This is a genomic window from Mucilaginibacter sp. L196, from assembly GCF_009765905.1.
Taxonomy (GTDB): domain Bacteria; phylum Bacteroidota; class Bacteroidia; order Sphingobacteriales; family Sphingobacteriaceae; genus Mucilaginibacter.
In genome coordinates, this window is the sequence record NZ_LMUO01000006.1 from 171,685 (window position 1) to 194,759 (window position 23,075).

The 23,075-nt window shown below is 39.4% G+C and carries 20 protein-coding genes; 5 read left to right on the forward strand and 15 right to left on the reverse strand.

Features of this window, described 5'->3' with window-relative positions; translation table 11 throughout:
• Positions 1-7 precede the first annotated feature (7 nt).
• Complete coding sequence (locus tag GSQ74_RS01820; protein ID WP_158989456.1) at positions 8-1,291, forward strand: DUF3887 domain-containing protein; 1,284 nt, start codon at positions 8-10, stop codon at positions 1,289-1,291.
• 7 nt (positions 1,292-1,298) lie between these two features.
• Here GSQ74_RS01820 and GSQ74_RS01825 read toward each other — a convergent pair whose 3' ends face one another.
• Positions 1,299-1,883 (reverse strand): pentapeptide repeat-containing protein, encoded by a 585-nt coding sequence (locus GSQ74_RS01825; RefSeq protein WP_158989458.1) that lies wholly within the window; start codon positions 1,881-1,883, stop codon positions 1,299-1,301.
• Between the two features lie 35 nt (positions 1,884-1,918).
• A complete protein-coding gene (locus GSQ74_RS01830; protein ID WP_174236896.1) occupies positions 1,919-2,395 on the reverse strand; it encodes a DinB family protein in 477 nt (158 codons plus the stop codon).
• A gap of 163 nt (positions 2,396-2,558) precedes the next feature.
• Between GSQ74_RS01830 and GSQ74_RS01835 the strand changes: the two genes are divergently transcribed.
• Positions 2,559-4,331, forward strand: coding sequence for a DUF885 domain-containing protein (locus GSQ74_RS01835; protein ID WP_254060787.1), 1,773 nt, complete (start codon positions 2,559-2,561; stop codon positions 4,329-4,331).
• A gap of 64 nt (positions 4,332-4,395) precedes the next feature.
• Here the strand turns inward: GSQ74_RS01835 and GSQ74_RS01840 are convergent, their stop codons facing one another.
• Together GSQ74_RS01840 and GSQ74_RS01845 are read right to left on the reverse strand one after the other, a co-directional pair.
• Positions 4,396-4,701, reverse strand: a complete 306-nt coding sequence (locus GSQ74_RS01840; protein WP_158989460.1) for a YXWGXW repeat-containing protein — start codon at positions 4,699-4,701, stop codon at positions 4,396-4,398.
• Between the two features lie 160 nt (positions 4,702-4,861).
• On the reverse strand, positions 4,862-5,635 hold the full coding sequence (locus GSQ74_RS01845; RefSeq protein WP_158989462.1) for a porin family protein: 774 nt from the start codon (positions 5,633-5,635) through the stop codon (positions 4,862-4,864).
• A gap of 193 nt (positions 5,636-5,828) precedes the next feature.
• Here GSQ74_RS01845 and ligA point away from each other — a divergent pair, with 193 nt between their 5' ends.
• The 3 genes from ligA (at position 5,829) to dapA (ending at position 9,181) form a co-directional block, all read left to right on the forward strand.
• Positions 5,829-7,841 (forward strand): NAD-dependent DNA ligase LigA, encoded by a 2,013-nt coding sequence (gene ligA / locus GSQ74_RS01850; protein ID WP_158989464.1) that lies wholly within the window; start codon positions 5,829-5,831, stop codon positions 7,839-7,841.
• A gap of 106 nt (positions 7,842-7,947) precedes the next feature.
• Positions 7,948-8,175 carry a hypothetical protein gene (locus GSQ74_RS01855; protein WP_158989466.1) on the forward strand — a complete coding sequence of 76 codons (228 nt, stop codon included), beginning with the start codon at positions 7,948-7,950 and terminating at the stop codon, positions 8,173-8,175.
• Between the two features lie 124 nt (positions 8,176-8,299).
• A complete protein-coding gene (gene dapA / locus GSQ74_RS01860; RefSeq protein ID WP_158989468.1) occupies positions 8,300-9,181 on the forward strand; it encodes a 4-hydroxy-tetrahydrodipicolinate synthase in 882 nt (293 codons plus the stop codon).
• A 64-nt stretch (positions 9,182-9,245) separates the two neighbouring features.
• On the opposite strand, the gene GSQ74_RS01865 is transcribed toward dapA, so the two are convergent.
• The 11 genes from GSQ74_RS01865 to mraY all read right to left on the reverse strand — a co-directional run bounded on the left by GSQ74_RS01865 (position 9,246) and on the right by mraY (position 23,059).
• Positions 9,246-9,422, reverse strand: a complete 177-nt coding sequence (locus GSQ74_RS01865; RefSeq protein ID WP_158989470.1) for a histone H1 — start codon at positions 9,420-9,422, stop codon at positions 9,246-9,248.
• 241 nt (positions 9,423-9,663) lie between these two features.
• Complete coding sequence (locus tag GSQ74_RS01870) at positions 9,664-11,094, reverse strand: glycoside hydrolase family 125 protein (protein WP_254060797.1); 1,431 nt, start codon at positions 11,092-11,094, stop codon at positions 9,664-9,666.
• 76 nt (positions 11,095-11,170) lie between these two features.
• A complete protein-coding gene (locus GSQ74_RS01875) occupies positions 11,171-12,415 on the reverse strand; it encodes an aminotransferase class I/II-fold pyridoxal phosphate-dependent enzyme (RefSeq protein ID WP_158989474.1) in 1,245 nt (414 codons plus the stop codon).
• A gap of 125 nt (positions 12,416-12,540) precedes the next feature.
• Positions 12,541-14,142 carry a cell division protein FtsZ gene (gene ftsZ, locus GSQ74_RS01880; protein ID WP_158989476.1) on the reverse strand — a complete coding sequence of 534 codons (1,602 nt, stop codon included), beginning with the start codon at positions 14,140-14,142 and terminating at the stop codon, positions 12,541-12,543.
• Between the two features lie 172 nt (positions 14,143-14,314).
• Positions 14,315-15,661, reverse strand: a complete 1,347-nt coding sequence (ftsA, locus tag GSQ74_RS01885; RefSeq protein ID WP_158989478.1) for a cell division protein FtsA — start codon at positions 15,659-15,661, stop codon at positions 14,315-14,317.
• 1 nt (position 15,662) lies between these two features.
• On the reverse strand, positions 15,663-16,538 hold the full coding sequence (locus GSQ74_RS01890; RefSeq protein WP_216846661.1) for a cell division protein FtsQ/DivIB: 876 nt from the start codon (positions 16,536-16,538) through the stop codon (positions 15,663-15,665).
• A complete protein-coding gene (gene murC, locus GSQ74_RS01895) occupies positions 16,531-17,886 on the reverse strand; it encodes a UDP-N-acetylmuramate--L-alanine ligase (RefSeq protein WP_158989480.1) in 1,356 nt (451 codons plus the stop codon). Before murC ends, GSQ74_RS01890 begins: the two co-directional genes overlap by 8 nt.
• Positions 17,887-17,954: 68 nt before the next feature.
• Positions 17,955-19,064, reverse strand: coding sequence for an undecaprenyldiphospho-muramoylpentapeptide beta-N-acetylglucosaminyltransferase (gene murG, locus GSQ74_RS01900; protein ID WP_158989482.1), 1,110 nt, complete (start codon positions 19,062-19,064; stop codon positions 17,955-17,957).
• A 107-nt stretch (positions 19,065-19,171) separates the two neighbouring features.
• Positions 19,172-20,323: an FtsW/RodA/SpoVE family cell cycle protein gene (locus tag GSQ74_RS01905; RefSeq protein ID WP_158989484.1), complete on the reverse strand. Its 1,152-nt coding sequence runs from the start codon at positions 20,321-20,323 to the stop codon at positions 19,172-19,174.
• A gap of 51 nt (positions 20,324-20,374) precedes the next feature.
• Complete coding sequence (gene murD / locus GSQ74_RS01910; RefSeq protein WP_158989486.1) at positions 20,375-21,763, reverse strand: UDP-N-acetylmuramoyl-L-alanine--D-glutamate ligase; 1,389 nt, start codon at positions 21,761-21,763, stop codon at positions 20,375-20,377.
• A gap of 54 nt (positions 21,764-21,817) precedes the next feature.
• On the reverse strand, positions 21,818-23,059 hold the full coding sequence (mraY, locus tag GSQ74_RS01915) for a phospho-N-acetylmuramoyl-pentapeptide-transferase (RefSeq protein ID WP_158989488.1): 1,242 nt from the start codon (positions 23,057-23,059) through the stop codon (positions 21,818-21,820).
• Between the last annotated feature and the right edge of the window lie 16 nt (positions 23,060-23,075).

The window sequence follows — 23,075 nt, forward strand, 5'->3', positions numbered from 1 at the left end:
ATTTAAAATGAGGAAATTTATTTTTTGTGTTACATTACTATCGTGCGCTGTTAAAATATGGGCACAAGCAGAACCTACCAGTTACCACATAGCTGTAAACAAATTTAAAACTTTTTACAACAGCAATCAGCCTGATAGTGTGTACAGTATGTTTAGCCCCGACATGAAACAGGCATTACCGCTTGATGTATTTAAAACTACAACTACGCAGTTAAAATCGCAACTAGGCAATCTAAACAAAACAGAATTTGTAAAATACAACCAGCCTCTGGGCATATATAAAGCAATTTTTCAAAATGATGCTTTTTTATTAAATATTGCATTAAACGCTAAAAATCAGTTTACCGGCTTAAGGTTAACACCCAATGCAAGTAATATAACTTTTAATAATACACTTGATCCGTCGCTGGTTGAAACACCTGTCACTATAAAAACATTGGTAGGAACAATTTCGGGCACATTAACTACCCCTAAAGATGTATCAGGAAAAATTCCCGTTGTAATAATTATACCGGGTACAGGCCCTATTGATCGCGATGGCAACAGTACTACCGGCCTAAATACAAACATGTACAAGTTATTGGCTGAGGCATTAGGTAAAAGCGGAATCGCATCTGTACGTTATGACAGAAGAATGGTTGGCCAAAGTACCGGCAACCAAAAAGAAAGCGAGCTAAGGTTTGAGGACAATGTTGATGATGTTGTTAGCATAATTGATTTGCTGACAAGTGATGCACGTTTTTCAAAAATTGTGATAGCAGGGCACAGTGAAGGTGCGCTAGTGGGTATGCTGGCAACTACTGATGAGCCTATAAAAGGATTTATATCATTGGAGGGAGCAGGCTACCCGGGCGAAAAGATATTGACAGACCAAATGAAAAACCAACCGCAGTATATGGCTGATGGTATAAAAAACATATTGGATAGTTTAAAAAGAGGAAAAATAAATCCAAATGTAGACCCGCAATTATACTCTATTGCACGGCCAAGCGTACAATTTTATATGATGTCGTGGTGCAGATATGATCCCACACAAGTAATAAGGAAATTAAGGATGCCGATACTTCTTATTCAAGGCACTACCGATTTACAGGTAACTGTTGATAATGGACAGAAACTAAAAAGTGCAAAATCAAGCGCTTATTTAATGCTGATAAGAGGCATGAATTATGTGTTAAAAACAGCACCAGCAGACAAAGAGGCGAACTTAGCTACCTATAAACAACCCGACCTGCCACTTAATACAGAAATGGTGACGGATATAGTTGATTTTATACAAAAGTTAAAATAACCGTGTATTAAACTATTTTAATTTGATAAGCAGTTAATAAACCTGCTAATCCTTGTGAAGAGAAAATCGCGTTTTTAATGTTGTTGAGCTCAGGATAGATGATATAATTCTGGGCATCAACAAAATTAACTGAACTAAGATCGGTACGATTAAAAACAGCACCCATTAAATCTGATCCGCTAAAAGATGATCCTGCCAAATTAGCCTGGCTAAAGGTTACTTCTTTTATGGATGATTTATAGAATTGCGTTTTTGTCATTTTCCTGCCCATAAATGATGAATAATCCAATATGCAGGAATCAAATTTCACACCAAATAAAAAGCTAAGGCAATCACTAAAATTTACACCTAGCATTTTACAATTGATAAAACTTATATCATTAAGTGTAGCGCCATTTAACGCGACCATAGACAGATTACAATCCTGAAAAGTACACTCTAAAAATTTATTGTGTGACAGATCCGTATCAGAAAGATCACACTTTTTGAAAATACAGCTCTGAAATTCTCTATTTTTAATCGATTTTCCGGTATAACTTATACCTTCAAACGTTTTATTATCATGCGCCAAAGCTGTATTTAAAATATCCATATCTGTATACAGCAAAGATATAATTTAAATGCTCTTTACTTTTTCCAGGCGCCTAATAATCTCCTTATAATAATAATTTCGGCTATATGGTATGAAGTATGATCAGCCATTTGCAACGCTTCCAATAGAATGGTTTGTCCGTTTCCACCCGGTATTGGTTCATACAAATCACTCTTTTCAACAAGCGAAATAAATTCATCACTGTCGCTGTTAATTTGTTTAATAGAGTCCTTCCAGGCATCATCATCAATTGGTGCTGTTTCTTTAGGCCAATATTCATCGGGCCATTTAGGAGATTGATGATTGGGATCGATACAAAAATTTAGCATATCCCATTGCGCAATTCTAATATGTTCAACTAACTGCCAAATACTGTAAGGTAAGTTATCGGGCTTAGCACCCCGTAATTCGGCAGGTAAACCAGCCAGTGCTTCTTTTAAATCGGCATGCGCGCTGCCACCCAGTAACAATTTTGATAATTCGGCAACTAATTTCTTATTCTGATTATCCATTGATGTAATTTTACTTAATAACAGCCATACTGGTTTTTAGTTGCCAATATTCGATAATTTAAAATCGCCACAATTGTTGATCGCTGCTACCGATTTTATTTGAAATGATTTTATTTCAGCTAAAAGTTTTAAGTTTACCTTTAAAAAATTAATTGATTCCACTGTGAATAAAATAATCATACCACTCCTGCTTGCGGCGGCATTTTTTACAGGTTGTAAAAAAGATGGCTCTGTTGGGCCAGAAACGACTAAAGATGATGCCGCATTTACCGTTTATGAAAGTGCGTTTCTGGACGCGTTATGGAAACATGACCCGGATTGGGCAACATCGGTAGGATACCATAAGTATGATAGCCTTTTATATGCTCCGAGCAATAAAAACCGCGACAAGATGCTTGATTTTGACAAAGTGCAGCTTGATTCACTGGATCATTACCCGGTAGAGAAATTATCGCAGGACAACAGGATAGATTATTACATAATGCAAAACCAATTGCAATATTCGCAATGGCAAATTACCACCTCAAAACAATACATGTGGGACCCAAGCCAATATAATGTAATTGGCTCTTTTGCTACCATTTTGAATGAGCATTATGCACCGCTTGATAAGCGCCTGCGTAATTTTTATGAGAAGATGGCTTTTATTCCCGAGTATTATAAAGAAGCGCAGAAGCAAATTAAGGACCCGGTTGTTGAGCTTACTAATCTTGCAGAAGAACAGCTAACAGGTGGTTCAGGGGTTTTTGAAAAAGATTTTGCTGACTCGTTAAGTAAAACCAAAATACCTGAAGCAGAAAAGAAATTAATGCTTGACCGGGCAACTGCATCAATTACTGCTATAAAAGGTTTTGTGGATTGGTTAAAAAATATGAAAAACGATCATCCGCGCAGTTTTAGGTTGGGTAAGGAGCTTTATGATGATAAGTTTAAATATGTTCTGCAATCACAGTACACATCGCAACAGATATTTAATGCTGCTATGGAGCGCAAAAAATATGTGCATCGCGAAATGGCAAAACTTAGCAAACAATTATGGCCTAAGTATTTTGGCACCAAAGCAATGCCAAAAGATAGCCTTGATTTAATTGGCGAATTATTGGATACTATCTCTGCTCAACATACCACAGTTGCAGATTTCCAATCAACTATTGAAAACACAATACCTAAGTTAACCTCATTTGTAAGAACAAAGGATTTGGTTACGCTTGATGCTTCAAAACCACTTATTATTCGTAAAGAACCTGCTTATATGGCTGGTGTAGCGGGCGCATCCATGAGTTCGCCTGGCCCTTATGATAAAGATGGAAACTCTTATTATAACGTTGGTAGCTTAGCGAATTATTCACCTGAAAAAGCTGAGAGTTATTTACGCGAGTACAATAACTATACACTACAAATCCTCAGCATTCATGAAGCTATACCAGGCCATTATGTTCAGTTAATTTATGCAAATCAATCACCAAGTTTAATAAAATCAGTACTGGGTAATAATGCCATGATTGAAGGATGGGCTGTTTACGGCGAGCAAATGATGATGGATAACGGCTATGATAGTACTGAACCTGAAATGAGGTTAATGTGGTACAAGTGGCACTTACGTTCGGTGTGTAATGCAATTTTGGATTACAGCGTACATGCAGGCGGTATGACTAAGGCGGATGCCATTAAACTACTAACTCACGAGGCGTTTCAACAACAGGCTGAGGCTGAAAATAAATGGACTCGTGTAACTGAAACCAGCGTACAATTGGATTGCTATTTTACCGGGTACAAAGAAATAATGGATTTACGTGAAGCCTGGAAAAAAGACCAGGGAGATAAGTATAACCTTAAAGATTTTAACGAGAAGTTTTTAAGCTATGGCAGTGCCCCGGTTAAATATATTAAAGAGGCAATGATGAAAAAACAAATCATAACCAAGGATGCTAATTAGTTTTAAATAAGCATATCCAAATAAGAAAGGCGATATAAAATATATCACCTTTCTTATTTAATAATTATGCCCAGTGACCAGGAACCCAAGCATATCCTCTTGAACGGTTACGCCAGTGGCCTGCTATCCAAACAGCATGTGGGCGTGGCGGCAATGCCCAATAACCAGCCTGGTAAACATATCTCCCACCCCTATTGGTCCATTCCTCAGCAACCCAAACATGGCGCGGAGATGGTGCAGGACCGCGGGCAACAATAACCGTACGTGGGCGTGCAGGGCGTACTCTTACTATAATTTGTGCATTACTTTTTACAGCAGTAAATAACGATACCGCCATAAATAACATTAAAACTTTACTTAGCTTTTTCATAATAGATTGATATTTGTTTTATAATAATGAGATACCTAAATCTAAAAATGGTTTAATTGAAATTTGCTTTGGGGTATGTTTTTTTTGTTGAGGCCTGCGAATTAGCAAAAAAAGGCGCTAGATTTTAACTACCGCCTTTTCATTCAAATACAGCTATTTATTATCTACCAAATGCTAATGCATAACCAACATCAGCAGTAGCGGCACCAGTATTATTTTTACCATTTGCAGTCCCTTTTTGTATATTTAAAAAGCCGTAATTCCCTCCCCCTTCAATAAAAATACTGCTTCGCTTTATTTTATAAGCTAGGCCCAGATTACCCTCAATACCAAAGTTCACCTTGTTAAGCTGGGATTTAATATTATTATTATCGTTAAAAGACTGTTCGCCATAAGGTAGCTGCTGTTGGCCTGATGCATCAGCATAAAATTCACTTGACCCACTGGTTACCTGATGTGCCGAAACAAGCAAACCTAAGAATGGCCCGGCATCAATGTAAATTCTAAAAGGTGATTGATGAAAATTATAGCCAAATTTTGCAAGAACAGGCAACATAAGATAATTTAACTTAGCCTCACTTTTATAATTCGCATACAAATATGTTGGCGAGATTTGATTTTGTGCCTGATTCGCTTCAATTACCTGTGGTGGTGTAGGGAATGCCTGCAACCCATCTTTTTTTCCTCCCTGAGATGAATATTCAAGCATTGGTTGTAATGAAAACAGATCGCTGAACTTAAACTCGGCAAATATTCCCGCATCCGGCCCCTGCCGCGAGCTATAACCGGTATTTAGGGGATTTTGCTGGCTACCACCCGCCGTTAAATTTGGGATACTAATACCTCCGCGAACGCCTATTGCTATATCCTGAGCACTTGCATTAAAATAAGACAATAGACCTAAAACTAATAAGTACAAAATTGATTTTTTCATAAAAACAAGATTTAAAGGTTACTTAAATTAGTTGACTGCATCAACGCAAATTGATGCTTGCGTTCATTTATAGCAAATAGGAGTAGAATTACAAACGCTTATACTTAACTATTTAGAATAAATTTAGTTTTAATCTTTGGCAGAATGGTCTGTTTTAAATATCACTACATACTAATTTATTATCTTCGTTCCTATGTTACCGCAAGAAGCTAAAAAGAAGATCTCATCAATATATGCCGAATTAAAGCAGCATAATTACAACTATTATGTGCTGGCTATGCCAACCATTTCAGATTATGATTTTGATAAAAAGCTTGAAGAATTAATCGGCCTTGAAAAGCAATTTCCTGAGTTTGCTGACCCCGACTCCCCTACCCAAAAAGTTGGCGGCTTTATAACTAAAGAGTTTAAAACCGTGAGGCATAAATGGCCGATGCTTTCCTTAGGCAATACCTATAACGAACAGGAATTGCTTGATTTTGATCAGCGCATACGCAAAGCCATTGGTGATAATTTTGAATATGTGTGTGAGTTAAAGTTTGATGGGTTATCAATGAGCCTTACTTACGAAGAAGGCAAACTCGTTCGTGCGGTAACACGCGGAGATGGAGTGCAGGGAGATGAGGTGACAACTAATGTGCGTACTATACATAGTATCCCTAAACACATTACTGAAGGCGGCTACCCCGATCATTTTGAAATGCGTGGCGAAATTTTTATGCATCTTAAAGCATTTGAACGCCTGAATAATGAGCGGATAGAAAATGGTGAGGTACCTTACGCTAATCCCAGAAATTTCGCGTCGGGCACCATAAAACTACAAGATTCAGGGGAGGTAGCTAAACGCCCGTTGGATAGTTTTATGTATTTTTTATATACCGATAAACCCTTATTTAAAACACATTGGGAAAGTCTGCAAGCCGTAAAAAGTTGGGGCTTCCCTGTAAATGAGCATAGTAAATTATGTGGGGATATTACCGATGTATTAGCCTTTATTAACCAGTGGGACAGTGGGCGGCATAAGTTGAGCTACGATATTGATGGGATAGTTATCAAGGTAAATAATTATTCGCAGCAACAGGAGCTTGGGTTTACCGCTAAATCGCCACGGTGGGCTATCGCCTATAAATTTAAAGCTGAACAGGTTGAAACGGAACTTTTAGCGGTAACCTACCAGGTTGGCCGTACCGGAGCAGTTACCCCGGTAGCAAATTTAAAACCTGTATTATTAGCAGGCACAACCGTAAAGCGCGCCACATTGCATAACGCCGATGAAATTGAGCAACGCTTAAAACTACATGAGCACGATTGGGTATATGTTGAAAAAGGTGGTGAGATCATTCCAAAGATCATTAGTGTTAACCTGACTAAAAGAACATCGGAACAACCAATAAAATACATAACCCACTGCCCTGTATGCGGAACATTATTAGAACGCAAAGAGGGCGAAGCCGCTTACTATTGCCCTAATGATGAAGGCTGCCGGCCACAAATTGTTGGTAAGATGCAGCATTTTATTGGTCGTAAAGCCATGAATATTGATGGGTTAGGGGATGAAACAATTGAGACATTGTATGAAAAGGGTTTTATAAAACGTATAAATGATATTTATGACCTGCATTTACATAGCGATGAGTTAAAACAAATGGGGCGTTTTGGTGAGAAATCCATCAATAATATGATTGAAGGTATTGAACAGTCAAAAAAAATGCCTTTTGAAAAAGTATTATTTGGTTTAGGGATACGCTACGTAGGTGCAACAGTTGCTAAAAAGCTGGTACATCATTTTAAAACTATTGATAACCTGATTGCAGCAAACTACGACGAATTGATAGCTGCTGAAGAAATAGGCGATCGCATAGCCTTAAGCATTAGGGAATATTTTGATAATGAACAGCATATCAACGAGATTGAGAAGCTAAAAAATCAAGGATTACAATTTATAGCCGAAGAGAAAGAATTAAAGCTAGATAGTGAAAGCTTATCCGGTAAAAGCTTTATTATATCGGGCGTTTTTGAAAAATATTCGAGAGATGAATTAAAGGATATTATTGAACAAAACGGTGGGAAAATTTTGAGCAGTATATCGGCTAAATTAAATTACCTGGTTGCTGGTGATAACATGGGCCCCGCCAAACTTGAAAAAGCCCAAAAATTAAATATTCCAATTATTTCAGACGAGGAGTTGCTGGCTATGCTAAACTGATTTTTAAATATAGTTTGTAATAAAATTGATATGAATTAAACCTTATCAAGGTTCCCTCGTTTAACTAATAGGGATCTATAACCATGCCCACCTATTATCTATTACCATGTCTCAAATTTACCAAATACAATCAGCTATTTTTTGCGAGCCCTGCAAAGAATGCGGCGCAAGGCCGGTTTTGAAATTAGAAAAATCAAAATATACCGTAATGTGCCCAAATAACCCGAACCATTACAGTACGAAACCTGGCTTAACAGATGTTAGTGACTGGAATTTAAAGAATAAGGCCCATAAGGTATTTGAAAAAGATGCCCCGGTGCAAAAGGCTTCATAAAAACGCAAAACATATATGCGGCCTTCCCTTTTTGTTTAATCATTAAAGCGATATTAAGATAAAAGATCAAAAATTTATAAGCTAAAATCATAAAATCTTATCTTAGCATCCTTTAACAATAAACATGAACAAATTTCACGGAACTGGAGTGGCTATTGTGACTCCTTTTCAGGCAGACGGGCAGGTTGATTACGACGGGCTTACAAACCTGGTAAACTATTTAATTGATAACGGGATTGATTATCTCGTATCCTTAGGAACAACCGGCGAAAACGCCACATTGAGCCAGGAAGAAAAGAAGAAGATATTTGCCCATACCGCGCAAGTTGTTGCAGGCCGAGTTGGCCTTGTAGCCGGCATTGCGAGCAATAATACGCTTGATGTAGTTGAGCAGATAAAGCAATTTGATACTACTGGTTACGATGCCATATTATCTGCCAGTCCCGCTTATAATAAACCAACACAGGAAGGCATATATCAACATTATAAAGCCATAGCCGAAGTATCGCCCCTACCGGTAATTTTATACAACGTACCCAGCCGTACAGGCAGCAATGTAAGCGCGGAAACTACTGTGAGGCTTGCTAAGGATTTTAAGAATATTATCGGCACCAAAGAAGCTTCAGGAAACTTTGATCAGCTTAACCAGATTATGCGCGATAAGCCTGAAGGTTTTGTAGTAATATCAGGCGATGATCCGATTACTTTGCCTATGATAGCATTAGGTGCTGTAGGTGTTATTTCGGTAGTAGCTAATGCAATACCACGCCATTTTTCAGACATGATACGCTTATGCCTTAACGGTGATTATAAAGCTGCGCAAAAACCTCATTTGCAGGCTATCGATTTCACCAGATTAATGTTTGTTGAAGGCAGCCCGGCCGGGGTTAAAACAGCCTTGAAACATTTAGCAATCTGCGGCGACACGCTAAGGTTACCATTGGTACAGGTTAGCGATTCCACCGCCCAACAAATAATACAAGAAACACAAAAACTAATCAAATAAAAAAAGCCCGGTTGATTAAACCGGGCTTTTTACACATCATGTAAAGTTCTTTTCCAGAGGCTCTTTATTTCGTATTTTTAGATTCCTGGACTTCCAGTCTAATCGCCTGAGCAAGGTTTTTAAGGTCTTGCATACCTTTACGAACGCGGGTTCCTGCCGCACTGTTACCTTTGTTGTAAAACTTGTCAGCGTCTGCCTCAAGTGATGCAATCAATTCCTTTACTTCAGTAAATTTCTTCATTTGTGTTACTCCTTTTAAATAATGAGGGTTTATTGTTAACTTAAAGCTAATCTAAAATCTTTTTATCTAAAAAAAAACTTTAAACCAAAAAAAATACGGCCTTTAAAGTGGTTTTTTTCAACATTTTGCATTATTTCGGATATTATATCCTTATTATTTAATAATAATATAGTTCCATTAGGTAAAGCCTTTACCTCTTATACGTTTTAACAATTGACTAAAATATCTTCAAAAAAAATATTTAAAAGTTTGATGCTAAAATATCCGGATGATTTTGATGTGTTTTTATGATCAATTCGCCAAACAAGGTATTAGCCCAGGCAAACCATTTACGGGTAAAATCAGCAGCATTATCTTTATTAAACGACTCATGCATAAAACCGGTGCCTGCATGTGTTGATCGTAGCCAACTGATGCAGGTTTTTATTTCTGCTTTATCTGTTGATGTTAAGCCCCGGATTATAATACTCATTGGCCATATATAATTTAACCCAACGTGAGGGCCGCCAATACCTTCGGCTGCTTTGCCCTTAAAGAAATATGGGTTATCATGACTTAATACCATTCGCCGTGTATTTTGATATAGCGGATCTTGTTCAGTCATAGCTCCCAAATATGGCAACGCCAATAAACTTGGCACATTGGCATCATCCATAAATAACTGGTTACCGAAACCATCAACCTCAAAAGCTAAAACTTTACCGTATATCGGATGCTGAGCAGTTGCATATTTCTCCAAAGCAGCATGTACTTCTTTTGCTAAAACTGTACACTCATTTGCAGTTATATCATCTTTAGCAATATTACGATACATTTCGGCCATTTGGTTTAGGCTGATGACCGCAAAATAATTAGATGGAACAAGGAATGGATAAATAGTGGCATCATCCGAAGGACGGAAAACTGAGCATATTAATCCGACAGGTTTAACAGGGTTGCCGTAACCACCAAGTGGTGCGGTATCGGTAGATACTTCTGTTTTGCGCTGGAAATGATATGGGCCTAAATCGTGTTTGCGTTGTTGTTGTTTAAATGTTTGCACAATTAGCTTGCCTGCCTTTTGCCAGTTTTCATCAAAAAAGCTGCTGTCGCCGCTTATTTTCCAATAGTTGTAGGCTAATCTTACCGGGTAACAAAGTGAATCGACCTCGAATTTGCGTTCGTGCAATTCGGGTTTCATGGTGGTGTTATCAGAATCCCACTCACTACCCGTTGGACCGAAGTTAAAGGCATTAGCATAAGGATCAATCAGGATGTACTTAGCCTGTCTGTTTATTACGCCTTTAATTACGTTTTTAAGCCTCGCATCCGACTTTATCAGTGGCATATAAGGCCAAACCTGCGCAGATGAATCGCGCATCCACATGGCGTTTATATCGCCTGTAATTACAAAGGTATCCGGGCGGCCATTGGCTTCACTGTAATTAACCGTAGTGTCTAAGGTATTGGGATAACAGTTCTCGAATAGCCATGCCAGTTCGGGATCTTTTATAGTTGCTTTGATGCTTTTTATTTTTGCTTCAACAGCTTCGCTAGTAAACTTGCGGTCGGCTAATTTAGGGCGAAGGCTTTCAAATTTAGCAAGCTTATTGGCGAACCAGGCAGGCCTTAAACCCATGCCGATACCGGCGGTTGTAATTCCATTAACTTTTATAAAGTTGCGGCGTGAGATCATAGTTTAAAATTGGTTTATAAACAAAAAAGCCTTTCGGCTATCCGAAAGGCTAATGTAAATGTTTCTTTATACTTTAAATAACAGGAACGTTGTTTTCTTTGTAAAATCCTGCTTTTAATTTTTCGCCCATCTCCGTGTAAGCATCTAATGTGCGTTGTACATCTTCCAGACTGTGTGCCGCGGTTGGTATCAATCTTAATAAAATAATACCTTTTGGTATTACCGGATAAATCACTATAGAACAGAAGATACTGTAGTTCTCACGCAAATCACGGGTTAAAGCGGTTGCTTCGTATAAATCACCTTGCAAAATTACAGGGGTAACCATGGTGTTACTTACGCCTATATCAAAACCACGTTCTTTTAAACCCGCTTGCAGCGTTCTAGCGATCAACCATAATTTCTCACGCAATTCAGGTTTGGATTTAAGCAATTCGAAACGTTTTTTAAGGCCGATAACCATTGGCATTGGTAAAGCTTTAGCAAATGTTTGTGAGCGCATATTATAACGCAGGTAATTAACGATTTCACGATCTGCTGCTACAAAGCCACCGATGCCTGCCATTGATTTGGCGAATGTACCGAAGTAAACATCCACATCATTAACACAATCCTGCTCTTCGTGGGTACCTGCACCAGTTGGCCCCATGGTACCAAAACCATGCGCGTCATCAACCAATAAACGGAAGTTAAATTTCTTTTTAAGCTCGCTGATCTCTTTTAATTTACCCTGCGCACCCGACATACCGAATACACCTTCGGTAATTAACAAAATACCACCACCTGATTGCGCTGTTAATTTAGTAGCGCGCTCCAATTGTTTTTCGCAGCTCTCCAAATCATTATGCTGATACACAAAGCGTTTGCCCATGTGCATGCGCAAACCATCAATAATACAAGCATGTGATTCCGCATCATAAACGATAACATCATTACGATCAACCAGCGCATCTATAATAGATAACATTCCCTGGTAACCATAATTTAGTAAATATGCAGCTTCTTTGCCTACAAAGGCTGCCAAATCGTTTTCTAATTCTTCATGATGGATGGAGTTACCCGACATCATGCGGGCGCCCATTGGATAAGCCAAACCGTAATCAGCAGTTGCCTGCGTATCAGCCGCTCTTACTTCGGGGTGATTAGCTAAACCTAAATAATTGTTAAGGCTCCAAACCAAGTGTTCTTTACCGTTAAACATCATGTGCGGGCCTATTTCGCCTTCCAATTTTGGATAGGAAAAATAACCATGCGACCATTTTTGATGCTGCCCAAGCGGGCCACCCATGCTTTTTAAAATCTTGTCAAATAAATCCAAAATGGTAAAATTATGCGTTAAAAATTTTACAAATATAGCCGTTTTACAGGGCCTTAACAATCCACAAAACGTAAAAAAGCCTTTGCGTATTATACGCAAAGGCTTCAAACATATTTTTGAAGTAATTAGTCAACATTATCGTGCAGGAAAGAGTTGTTATTTCTGATCTCTATTTTCCCTTCACTATCAGGCAACAAGGAAAAGCGCGATACCTGACTTTCATCAGATGCAGGGGTTTCCTGCAAGGCTATTTCCTTACGTTTGTATGCCGGCACACTTTCCATTTCCTGTATGTTGCCGGTACGCAGTTTCATGCTCAGATCTTTTAAGCGCATAATACGCTCGCGAGATTTGCGCAATTGCTCTTCCATTGATTCTTCTGTTTTCAAATCATCGGCACCAACAACAGGCTCAGGTTCTTTTTCAATTTGCGGCTCCGGTGTCTGAATTTCCGCAGCAGGCTCATAACTGATAGATTCCGCTACCTTGAAAGTAAACTCACCCATATCAGGTTCCGCTTCTTCCATTGATGGTTCGTCAGCAAGGTTATATTTTACCGTACCCGAATCTTCGTTGCGCGATGCGAACAGATCAAATAAGCCGGTTTGCTTTGCTTCTTCTTTTTGCGCAGCATGTTTCATATAAGGTTCGGCAGGTGCGTTTTCCTTTACATGATTTATAAATTCATTAACCGGTTTAACCAATGGTGTGTTTTCAGGAACGAGCATGGAAACAATTTTCTTGCTGCTATTCTCTTTTTCACGCTCATCCTTGGTTTGGAAACCGGTAGCTATAATAGTAACTGATATTTTATCACCTAAATTCTCGTCAACACAATTACCCCATATCAGGTCGGCAGCTAAACCGGCTTCTTCCTGTATGTAATCGGTAATTATACTTACTTCATCCATAGTTACTTCTGTAGTACCAGAACTGATGTTAAGCAAGATATAACGTGCACCTTCAATCTCGTTATCTTTTAATAATGGTGATGACAAAGCGCCCTCAACAGCTTTTAAAGCACGATTTTCGCCTTCGCCGGTTGCACTACCCATTATAGATACGCCGCTATCTTTCATAACGGTACGTACGTCTTTAAAGTCAACGTTTATATAACCCGGCAACGTGATTATCTCAGCAATACCTTTAGCGGCAGTTGTTAAAATGTTATCTGCTTGCGCGAATGCTGATCCTAGGGTAAGGTTACCAAATATCTGGCGAAGCCTGTCATTTGAAATCACCAAAAATGAATCGACATATTTTTTCAGTTCTTCCATACCGGCATCGGCCTGCATCTTACGGCGTTTGCCTTCGAATGAGAACGGAGTGGTGAAGATACCTACGGTTAATATATCTAACTCACGTGCGGCTTTGGCAATTATAGGGCTTGCACCTGTACCCGTACCACCGCCCATACCTGCTGTTATAAATAACATTTTGGTATTGGAACCCAGCATTTGTTTTATATCGTCAATGTTTTCAATAGCCGAGTTTTTGCCTACTTCGGGGATTGAGCCTGCACCCATACCTTCGGTTAGGCTAGCTCCTAATTGTACCTTGTTTGGGATAGGGCTAAGTTCCAAAGCCTGCGCATCAGTATTACAGATAATAAAGTCGACACCTGTAATGCCTTGCTTGTACATATGGTTTACCGCGTTACCGCCGCCGCCGCCAACACCAATTACTTTGATGATTGATGACTTTTCTTTTAACATCTCGAACTGCATAATCCTTATTTTCAGTTATATCTATTTTGACGAATTATTAGATTTCACTAATGTAATAATATGACTTTTTCCACAAGGTTTTTCCACAATCGTTAACAATGTGGAAAAGTTACTATATGTGAATAAGTATACTAATCACAATCAATTTTGATGTGTTTAGCTTTATTTATTCTTATTTTAAAAAGTCCTCATCCTTTATATCATCCTTTATAAACTTTTTACTTCCTTCCAGAATTTTGGCAAATAAACCGCCGGTTTTTCTTTCCTCGACAACTTTAGTTTTTTCAACTTTTAACTCAGTAGCAGACTGTGTTTGTCCGTTATATTCCATTTTCTGGATGCCTTTTATCAACAGGCCTATACCTGTTGCAAACATTGGGCTTTGTAGCTCTTCGTATATATTTTTTGGCAACACCTCATTTTTCGCCAAATGCTCGTTAGGGTATCCTACACGGCAATCTAAACCGGTAACATACTCTACCAATTGTGTCAGGTGTTTAAGCTGTGCGCCACCACCTGTTATTACTATACCTGCTATCAGTTTTTTCTCATAACCCGAAGATTTGATCTCGTAATACACATGCTCAACGATCTCTTCCATACGGGCCTGGATAACAAAAGCCAGGTTTTTAACAGATATTTCTTTTGGCTCACGCCCACGTAATCCGGGTACACATACAATCTCGTTTTCTTTGTTCTCTTCGGCCAGGGCAGAACCAAACCTTACTTTTAATTGCTCCGCGATATTGCGCATCACTGAACAGCCCTCGCGGATATCCTCGGTAATGCTGTTGCCACCAAAAGGAATCACAGCGGTATGCCTGATGATGCCCTCGTGGAAAATAGCCACATCGGTAGTACCACCACCAACGTCAACCAAAACAACACCGGCTTCTTTTTCCTCATCGCTCAAAACCGACTCAGAAGACGCCAATGGTTCCAGTATCAATTCCTGGCTTTCCAGGTTTGCTTTATTTACACACTTTACAATGTTCTTGATAGCAGTAACCTGGCCAGATATAATGTGGAAGTTTGCTTCCAAACGTACACCAGCCATACCGATAGGGTCTTTTACACCCGGTTCACTATCTACCGTAAATTCCTGCGGCAATACATGGATGATCTCTTCACCCGGAGGCATTACCAGGTTGTACATATCCTCAATTAGTTTGTCAATATCCTTGCGGCCGATTTCACTATTTAAATCACGACGGGTTATTAGCCCACGGTGTTGTAAACTTTTGATGTGCTGACCAGCGATACCCACATTTACCACACGTATCTCTACATTGGATTGTGTGCCCGCAACTTCAACTGCCTGGATGATACCTTGCACGGTTTTGTCAATATTTGAAACCATTCCGCGCGTTACACCCGCCGATTCAGCCTTTCCGATACCCAGTATTTCAATCTTCCCGTTTTTGCTTCGGCGGCCAACGATGGCACATATTTTTGTAGTTCCGATATCCAACCCTACCACGATTGGCGAACTCTTTTCCTGGCTTAAAACTTTGTCCATATTATTTCACTATTTGAGATGTGTCTGTAATTGTATTAATAGAATTCTTTATCACGCTATCCTTTTTGGCGGCAATAGCGGCAAGCGAATCCTGTTTGGTTATTTGGTTTTTTACACCGATAACCTGGTTTGCATATTTTATATTTATAATTTTATACATGCCCCACCCTACCTGCGGCAATGCTTTTTTGTAAAAAATCAACAAGTTGTGGAACTTCGCATCCAGCGAATCCGCATTACCTAATAATATCCTTTGACTGCCTACACGAGGTATCAGTTCAATTTCGTGTGCCTGATTTACGTAGATCTGCGCTATTTGCGCATCCCAAAGCGAATCCCTGCGGATATAATCGGCAGTTTTATAAATCTGGGTAGCGATATCAGTATGCAATGTATCTACCTTACCACTAAACGGTTCATCAATAAAACCGTTAGCTACCAATACCCTCGCGGTAAAGTTATTGGATAACGGAATCTTCAAGCCATGAGAATCCACATAAAAATCCTGATCGTATTGATTCATGATACGCAATATGGGCTGGCGCTGGGTGATCTCAACCCTGATCACATCATCCATATCAATATAAACCCTCGCAGTTTCAATAAAAGGATTAGCTTTTAGCTTATCCTCTAATGCATGTATGTTAATATTTTCAATTGGCCTGCCTATTAACGTATGATTTTTTACGTGCAAAATATTATCGATCTCTTGTTGATCAATAAAATATTGGTTGCCGGGGATATAAACTTTTACATCCTTACAAATAACCTGTGCCTTTTTAATTTCAATGAAACTCATGAGCACAACCACGCCACCCAAGCTGATTAACCAGCAAAGGCTTATAAGGATGTACCTAACAATGGGTTTCTTAAACATTACTTAAAGCATTTTTTAAAGGTTCAACCAACTGATCAATATCGCCCGCGCCTACTGTTAACAATAGGGCTGGTTTTTCATTTGCTATGGCATCAATAGTTTGCTGTTTAGTTAGCTTACGTTTGTTAACTAAATTCATGCGACTTAATATTATTTCTGCATCCACACCTTCAATTGGCAACTCGCGGGCCGGGTAAATATCTAACAGGATTAATTCATCCGTCATATCCAGCACTTCGGCAAAGCCATCAGCAAAATCGCGGGTGCGGGTAAATAAATGTGGTTGGAAAATGGTTACTAATTTTCTGTCTGGGTATAATTTTTTTACGGAGTTGATGGCAGCACGCAATTCTTCCGGGTGATGCGCGTAATCATCAATATAAACATGCTCCTGCGTTTTCACGATGTACTCAAACCTGCGGTGTACTCCGCGGAATGATGCTAAAGCACTTTTTATCGCATCATTTTTTACGCCTAAACGTAATGTTGCTTCGATAGCGGCAGTGGCGTTTTCTACATTGTGGAAGCCGGGAATACCTAACTGAATATCTTTAATATCAGTATTTACATTCCTGAAATCAAAATAGAAACTACCGTTTTCAATACGAATATTTAACGCGATAGCATCGGCGGCATCTTTAATACTATAAGTATAACCTGTATCTAAAGGCAAACCTTGTTTATGAATTAAAACGCCGCCTGCTTTTATCTGCGAGGCGAACATTTTAAAAGAATCTGTTAAATGCTGATGATCGCCATAAATATCCAGGTGATCGGCGTCCATTGAAGTGATTACCGCGATATCCGGATATAGGGTAAGGAATGAGCGATCATACTCATCTGCCTCAACCACTACTATATCGTTTTTACCATAAAGCACATTGCTGTTATAGTTTGATGCGATACCACCCAAAAATGCAGAGCAATCTTTACCAGAATCTTTCAAGATATGGGCAACCATTGTTGATGTGGTAGTTTTACCATGTGTACCCGCAATAGCTACTGTATATTTTCCTTTGCTTATCAGACCTAAAACCTGTGAGCGTTTAAATAGTTCAAATCCTCGCTTTTGAAAAAAGCCAACAATTGCCGAATCCTTTGGAATAGCGGGGGTGTAAATTACCAGCGTACCTTCGTCAGGTTGCCGGAAGCTCATCGGTATCCATTCCTCGTTATCATCAAAAATGATCTGGATGCCTTCGTTTTTCAGTTCATTAGTTAAATCAGTTGAAGTTTTATCGTAACCACAAACAATACAGCCTAAATGATGAAAATAGCGCGCAAGGCCACTCATGCCAATGCCGCCTATGCCTACCAAATAAACTCTTTTTATGTTTTGCAGTTCCATTTTACTTTTACTCCTTGTTTCAAAAAACCTCTCCCCCGCCTAGCGCGGAGGAAGAGGCTAAGATTAAACTAATTGTTATTAATTGTTATTTTCATAACTTCTTTCGCAATCACCTCATCGGCATCAGGCAGTGCCAGTTTACCAATATTATTGCTTAATGTTTTTCGTTTGTCTGTATCATTTAAGAGCTCAATAGCTCTGTATATCAATTTTGCTTCGGCATCTCTATCAGCAATAAAAACAGCCGCGTTATCATGTACCAATGCCAGTGCATTTTTAGTTTGATGATCTTCGGCCACATTTGGCGAAGGCACTAATATCACCGGCTTTTTCACTACGCATAATTCGGCTATTGTACCTGCCCCTGCACGTGATATAATTATATCAGCAGCTGCATAAGCCAGGTCCATGCGGTTTACAAACTCCATTATGCGAATGTTGGGGTTGTAATCTTCGCCCAGCTTTTCGATGATGCTTTTGTAATAGAATTTACCTGTCTGCCATATAACCTGCACATCGGCAGCAATAATCTTATCTAAGCCTGCCATCACGCTATTGTTTAGTGTACGCGCACCCAAACTACCACCTGTTACCAATATCGTTTTTTTATCGTTGGATAATTTCATCAACTCAATCGCCTGCATTTTCTTGCCTGCGATATCAACCGACTCTTTACGGATAGGGTTGCCGGTTTTGATGATATTTTTAGCAGGAAAAAACTGCTCCATGCCATCATATGCCACACATATTTTGGCGGCCTTTTTACCCAACCATTTATTGGTAATACCAGCATACGAGTTTTGCTCCTGTATTAAATAAGGGATGCCTTTGATAGATGCCGCATATAATAACGGCCCCGATGCATACCCCCCCACGCCTACAACCGCATTTGGTCTAAAATCCTTTATTATTTTTAACGCCTTCCTCAAACTGCCAATCAGTTTGATTGGGAATTGCAGGTTTTTAACTATCGAACCACGCTGTATACCCTGAATATCCAGACCTATAATTTTATAACCCGCAGCAGGAACTTTTTCCATTTCCATACGGCCGAGCGCACCTACAAACAAAATCTCGGTTGTTGGATCAAGCTTTTTTAATGCATTGGCAATAGCAATAGCCGGGAAGATATGCCCTCCTGTACCACCACCACTTATTATTATTTTTTTGCCTGACATTGCTTTATGTTATATTTTCCACCTATGGCGGAATTAATTTTTATTTTTTCTACCAACATTTTCCGCCTACGACGGATACCTGCCGGTTTTATTACTAATCGCAAAGCTTACGCTACTGCTACTTCTCTTATTTCACCCACTACCACTTTAGCTTCATCATTATCACGACTAACCGATAGTATGATACCAAACGCTATGCTTGTAAACAGTATTGATGTACCACCCATACTTACAAATGGCAAAGGAACACCTGTTACCGGCCCTAAACCTACCGCTACTGCCATATTAGCAAATGCTTGTATGGTTAAGCTAAAACTTAATCCTGCTGCTAGTAATGTACCGAAGGCTTTTGGCGCTTTGGTAGCGATTTTTATGCAGCGATATAATAAAAATAGGTAAATGGCTATTAATAGAAAGCCACCCACCAATCCATATTCTTCAATGATGATGGCATAAATTTCATCTGAGTATGCCTCTGGTAAATAGTTTATCTCGCTACTTTGTCCCGGGCCTTTACCGAAGATACCGCCTGTGGCGATAGCTATTTTAGCATGATCTGCCTGGTATGATTTATCGGGATTAGCTTTTTCGGGATGCAGAAACGTATCTATACGAGCCATATACACGTGCCTCCGCGGGCCGAGCATTACTACCGCGCCCAATAATATGGCTCCGGCTAAACAGGTAATGGCAATTTGTTTAACGCTGATACGGCCCATTATTAACAACAATATACTTACACCGAACAACATTAAAGCAGTTGAAAGGTTGGCCCATGCGATTAATATAAATACCACGCAAACCGCACCCATAATCGGCACAAAAGATTCCTTTACATTCTTGATATTTTCCTGCTTTTTGGAGAGCGTTCTTGCCAGGTACGTAATGAGCGCAAGTTTGGCCAAATCGGATGTTTGGAAACTTAATCCCGTACCCGGTATCGCTATCCAACGGCTGGCATCATTCACGTGACTACCGAAAACAAGGGTATAGATCAACAACGGAATAGTTATGTACATCAGTAATTTTGATATACCTGCATAATAGCGATAATCCAACCGATGACAGATGTACATTAACGCCAAACCGGCAAGCATCATCGCTACGTGTTTCATCAAAATAGACTCAGCACCTACCCCACGTTTATACGCAAGGCTGCCTATAGCGCTATAAACAGACAGCAACGAAATAACCGAGAGTAATATTACTATCAGCCAGATCCATCTGTCGCCTTTTGTATTGTTGAGTATCTTATTCATTGTCTTTGGATTTCACCGATTTTATTGTGATTTCACCGATTTACTTATCTCTTATAATTCTTTAACTGCTTGTTTAAATTGTCTTCCTCTATCTTCATAATTTTTGAAAAGATCGAAGCTTGCGCAGGCTGGTGATAATAAAACCGTATCGCCTTTGGTTGCCAGATGGTACGACATTTGCACCGCTTCTTCCGCTGATGAAGTGTTTATTATAATGTCAACTACATCTTCAAAAGCAGCATGTATGCGGCTGTTATCTTTACCCAGGCAAACAATGGCTTTTACCTTTTGCTTAACCAGTTCTTTCAGCATGCTGTAATCGTTACCTTTATCAACGCCACCCAATATCAGGATCACGTCGCTGGTCATGCTTTCAAGCGCGTACCATGTTGAATTAACATTGGTAGCTTTTGAATCATTGATGAAACTGATGCCGGAAATCTTTCCAACAGACTCTAATCTATGTTCAATGTTCTTGAAATTACCCATGCTCTCCCTTAGGGTTTCGTTGCGTAATTCGAGCACTTTTGCTACAATACCTGATGCCATAGAATTGTAGATGTTGTGCTTGCCTTGCAGGGCCAGTTCGTTGATTGACATTTGAAAATGTTGTTGGTGTGTGTTGATGACAATATTGTCTTTATCGAGATATGCTCCCGGTTCAATGCTTTTTTCTATCGAAAATGGTAACAATTGTGCCGCAAAGCTCCTCGATTCCATTCCCTTAATGGTTTCAGGATCATCAGCACAATAAATAAAATAATCAGCCGCGGTTTGATTTTGCGCTACGCGGAATTTGGATGCCACATAGTTCTCCATTTTATAATCATAACGATCTAAATGGTCAGGCGTTATATTTAGCAGTATTGCAATATCAACCTTGAAATCATACATGTCATCCAGCATAAAACTGCTTAACTCTAATGCATAATACTCGAATTTCTCGGTGGCTACCTGGTAAGCGAAACTCTTACCAATATTACCAGCCAGACCTACATTTAAACCCGCATTTTTCAGGATATGATAGGTTAAGCTGGTTGTGGTTGTTTTTCCGTTCGAGCCGGTTATACCGATGATCTTCGCATCAGTATATCTTCCTGCAAATTCAATTTCGGAGATAACCGGTATGTTTTTTTCTTTTATCTTCTTAACGATTGGAGCCTTATCAGGTATACCTGGGCTTTTTATTACTTCAACAGCTTTTAAAATTTCAGCTTCTGTATGTTGTTGTTCTTCGAAAGGTATATTCCAGTCGGTTAACTGCTTTTTATAATTATCAGCAATAGCGCCAAAGTCAGATACAAAAACATCATAACCCTGCTGTTTGGCAAGATATGCCGCACCCACACCGCTTTCGCCGGCGCCGAGGATGGCAATACGCCCCCCAGCCCCCTGAAGGAGTAGTTTTTGATTAGCGGTATGGGTGCTTTCGTTTATCATTATATATTTATACTCTCTTTATATTTTATCCTCCCCCTTCAGGGGATCGGGGGGTTATCTCAACTTTAATGTTATTATTGTTAATATGGCTAACAGTATGCAGATGATGTAAAAACGTGTTACAATTTTCGCCTCGTGGAAACCTTTTTTTTGGTAGTGGTGATGCAGCGGCGCCATCAGGAAGATCCTTCTACCCTCACCATATCTTTTCTTGGTGAATTTGAACCAGGATACCTGCATGATTACCGATACATTTTCTATCAGGAATACGCCACAAAGCAATGGCACCATTAACTCTTTACGGATCATGATGGCGAATACCGCGATGATACCACCGATTGCCAAGCTACCGGTATCGCCCATAAATACTTGCGCAGGGTATGAGTTGTACCATAAGAAACCAACGCATGCACCAACAAATGCTCCCGCGAAAATCACTAATTCGCCTGAGTCGGGGATATACATAATGTTCAGGTAATCCGCAAATACTGTATTACTTGACACATAAGCCAGTATTGCCAGCGTAATACCAATAATGGCTGATGTTCCCGTCGCCAGTCCATCGATACCATCGGTTATATTGGCACCATTTGATACCGCTGTTATGATCACGATTACGAAAAACAGGAATACTACCAAAGAATAATGATCGTACCCATTACCAATGAATTTCAACACCTTGCCGTAGTCGAACTCATTGTTCTTATAAAATGGTATGGTAGTTTTGGTAGATTTAATATCCTGCGTATAAACAGGCGCGTTACCTTTTAGGTGAAAAGCCACAGGTGCATCATACTTAACCGGCAGCTTAACTTCCTGGCGAATGATGATGTCGGTATTAAAATACATGGTGAAACCTATAAAAAGCGCCAACCCAACCTGCCCGGTAATTTTGAATCTTCCGGCTAATCCTTCTTTATTCTTTTTAAATACTTTAATGTAATCATCTAAAAAGCCAATAGCACCCAACCACAGGGTAGTAACTATCATCATGATGATGTAGATATTACCCAGCTTGGCAAATAGCAACGTTGGGATAAGTATGCCCAAAATAATAATGATACCACCCATTGTTGGTGTACCTGCTTTTTGCATCTGGCCTTCTAAACCTAAGTTCCTTACACTTTCGCCTACCTGTTTGTAGCGCAGATAATCGATTAACCTGCGGCCATACACCGTAGTTACGATCAACGATACTATCACAGCCATAGCCGTACGGAACGTGATGTACTGGAACACCCCTCCTCCCGGAATGCTGTAATTTTTATTTAAATAATTGAACAGATAGTATAGCATCTTCTTTTATTTATTG

Coding starts and splice junctions, on each gene's coding strand:
- GSQ74_RS01820 (WP_158989456.1), top strand. CDS start 8: ATGAGGAAATTTATTTTTTGTGTTACATTACTATCGTGCGCTGTTAAA.
- GSQ74_RS01825 (WP_158989458.1), bottom strand. CDS start 1,883: ATGGATATTTTAAATACAGCTTTGGCGCATGATAATAAAACGTTTGAA.
- GSQ74_RS01830 (WP_174236896.1), bottom strand. CDS start 2,395: ATGGATAATCAGAATAAGAAATTAGTTGCCGAATTATCAAAATTGTTA.
- GSQ74_RS01840 (WP_158989460.1), bottom strand. CDS start 4,701: ATGAAAAAGCTAAGTAAAGTTTTAATGTTATTTATGGCGGTATCGTTA.
- GSQ74_RS01845 (WP_158989462.1), bottom strand. CDS start 5,635: ATGAAAAAATCAATTTTGTACTTATTAGTTTTAGGTCTATTGTCTTAT.
- ligA (WP_158989464.1), top strand. CDS start 5,829: ATGTTACCGCAAGAAGCTAAAAAGAAGATCTCATCAATATATGCCGAA.
- GSQ74_RS01855 (WP_158989466.1), top strand. CDS start 7,948: ATGTCTCAAATTTACCAAATACAATCAGCTATTTTTTGCGAGCCCTGC.
- dapA (WP_158989468.1), top strand. CDS start 8,300: ATGAACAAATTTCACGGAACTGGAGTGGCTATTGTGACTCCTTTTCAG.
- GSQ74_RS01865 (WP_158989470.1), bottom strand. CDS start 9,422: ATGAAGAAATTTACTGAAGTAAAGGAATTGATTGCATCACTTGAGGCA.
- ftsZ (WP_158989476.1), bottom strand. CDS start 14,142: ATGCAGTTCGAGATGTTAAAAGAAAAGTCATCAATCATCAAAGTAATT.
- ftsA (WP_158989478.1), bottom strand. CDS start 15,661: ATGGACAAAGTTTTAAGCCAGGAAAAGAGTTCGCCAATCGTGGTAGGG.
- GSQ74_RS01890 (WP_216846661.1), bottom strand. CDS start 16,538: ATGTTTAAGAAACCCATTGTTAGGTACATCCTTATAAGCCTTTGCTGG.
- murC (WP_158989480.1), bottom strand. CDS start 17,886: ATGGAACTGCAAAACATAAAAAGAGTTTATTTGGTAGGCATAGGCGGC.
- murG (WP_158989482.1), bottom strand. CDS start 19,064: ATGTCAGGCAAAAAAATAATAATAAGTGGTGGTGGTACAGGAGGGCAT.
- GSQ74_RS01905 (WP_158989484.1), bottom strand. CDS start 20,323: ATGAATAAGATACTCAACAATACAAAAGGCGACAGATGGATCTGGCTG.
- murD (WP_158989486.1), bottom strand. CDS start 21,763: ATGATAAACGAAAGCACCCATACCGCTAATCAAAAACTACTCCTTCAG.
- mraY (WP_158989488.1), bottom strand. CDS start 23,059: ATGCTATACTATCTGTTCAATTATTTAAATAAAAATTACAGCATTCCG.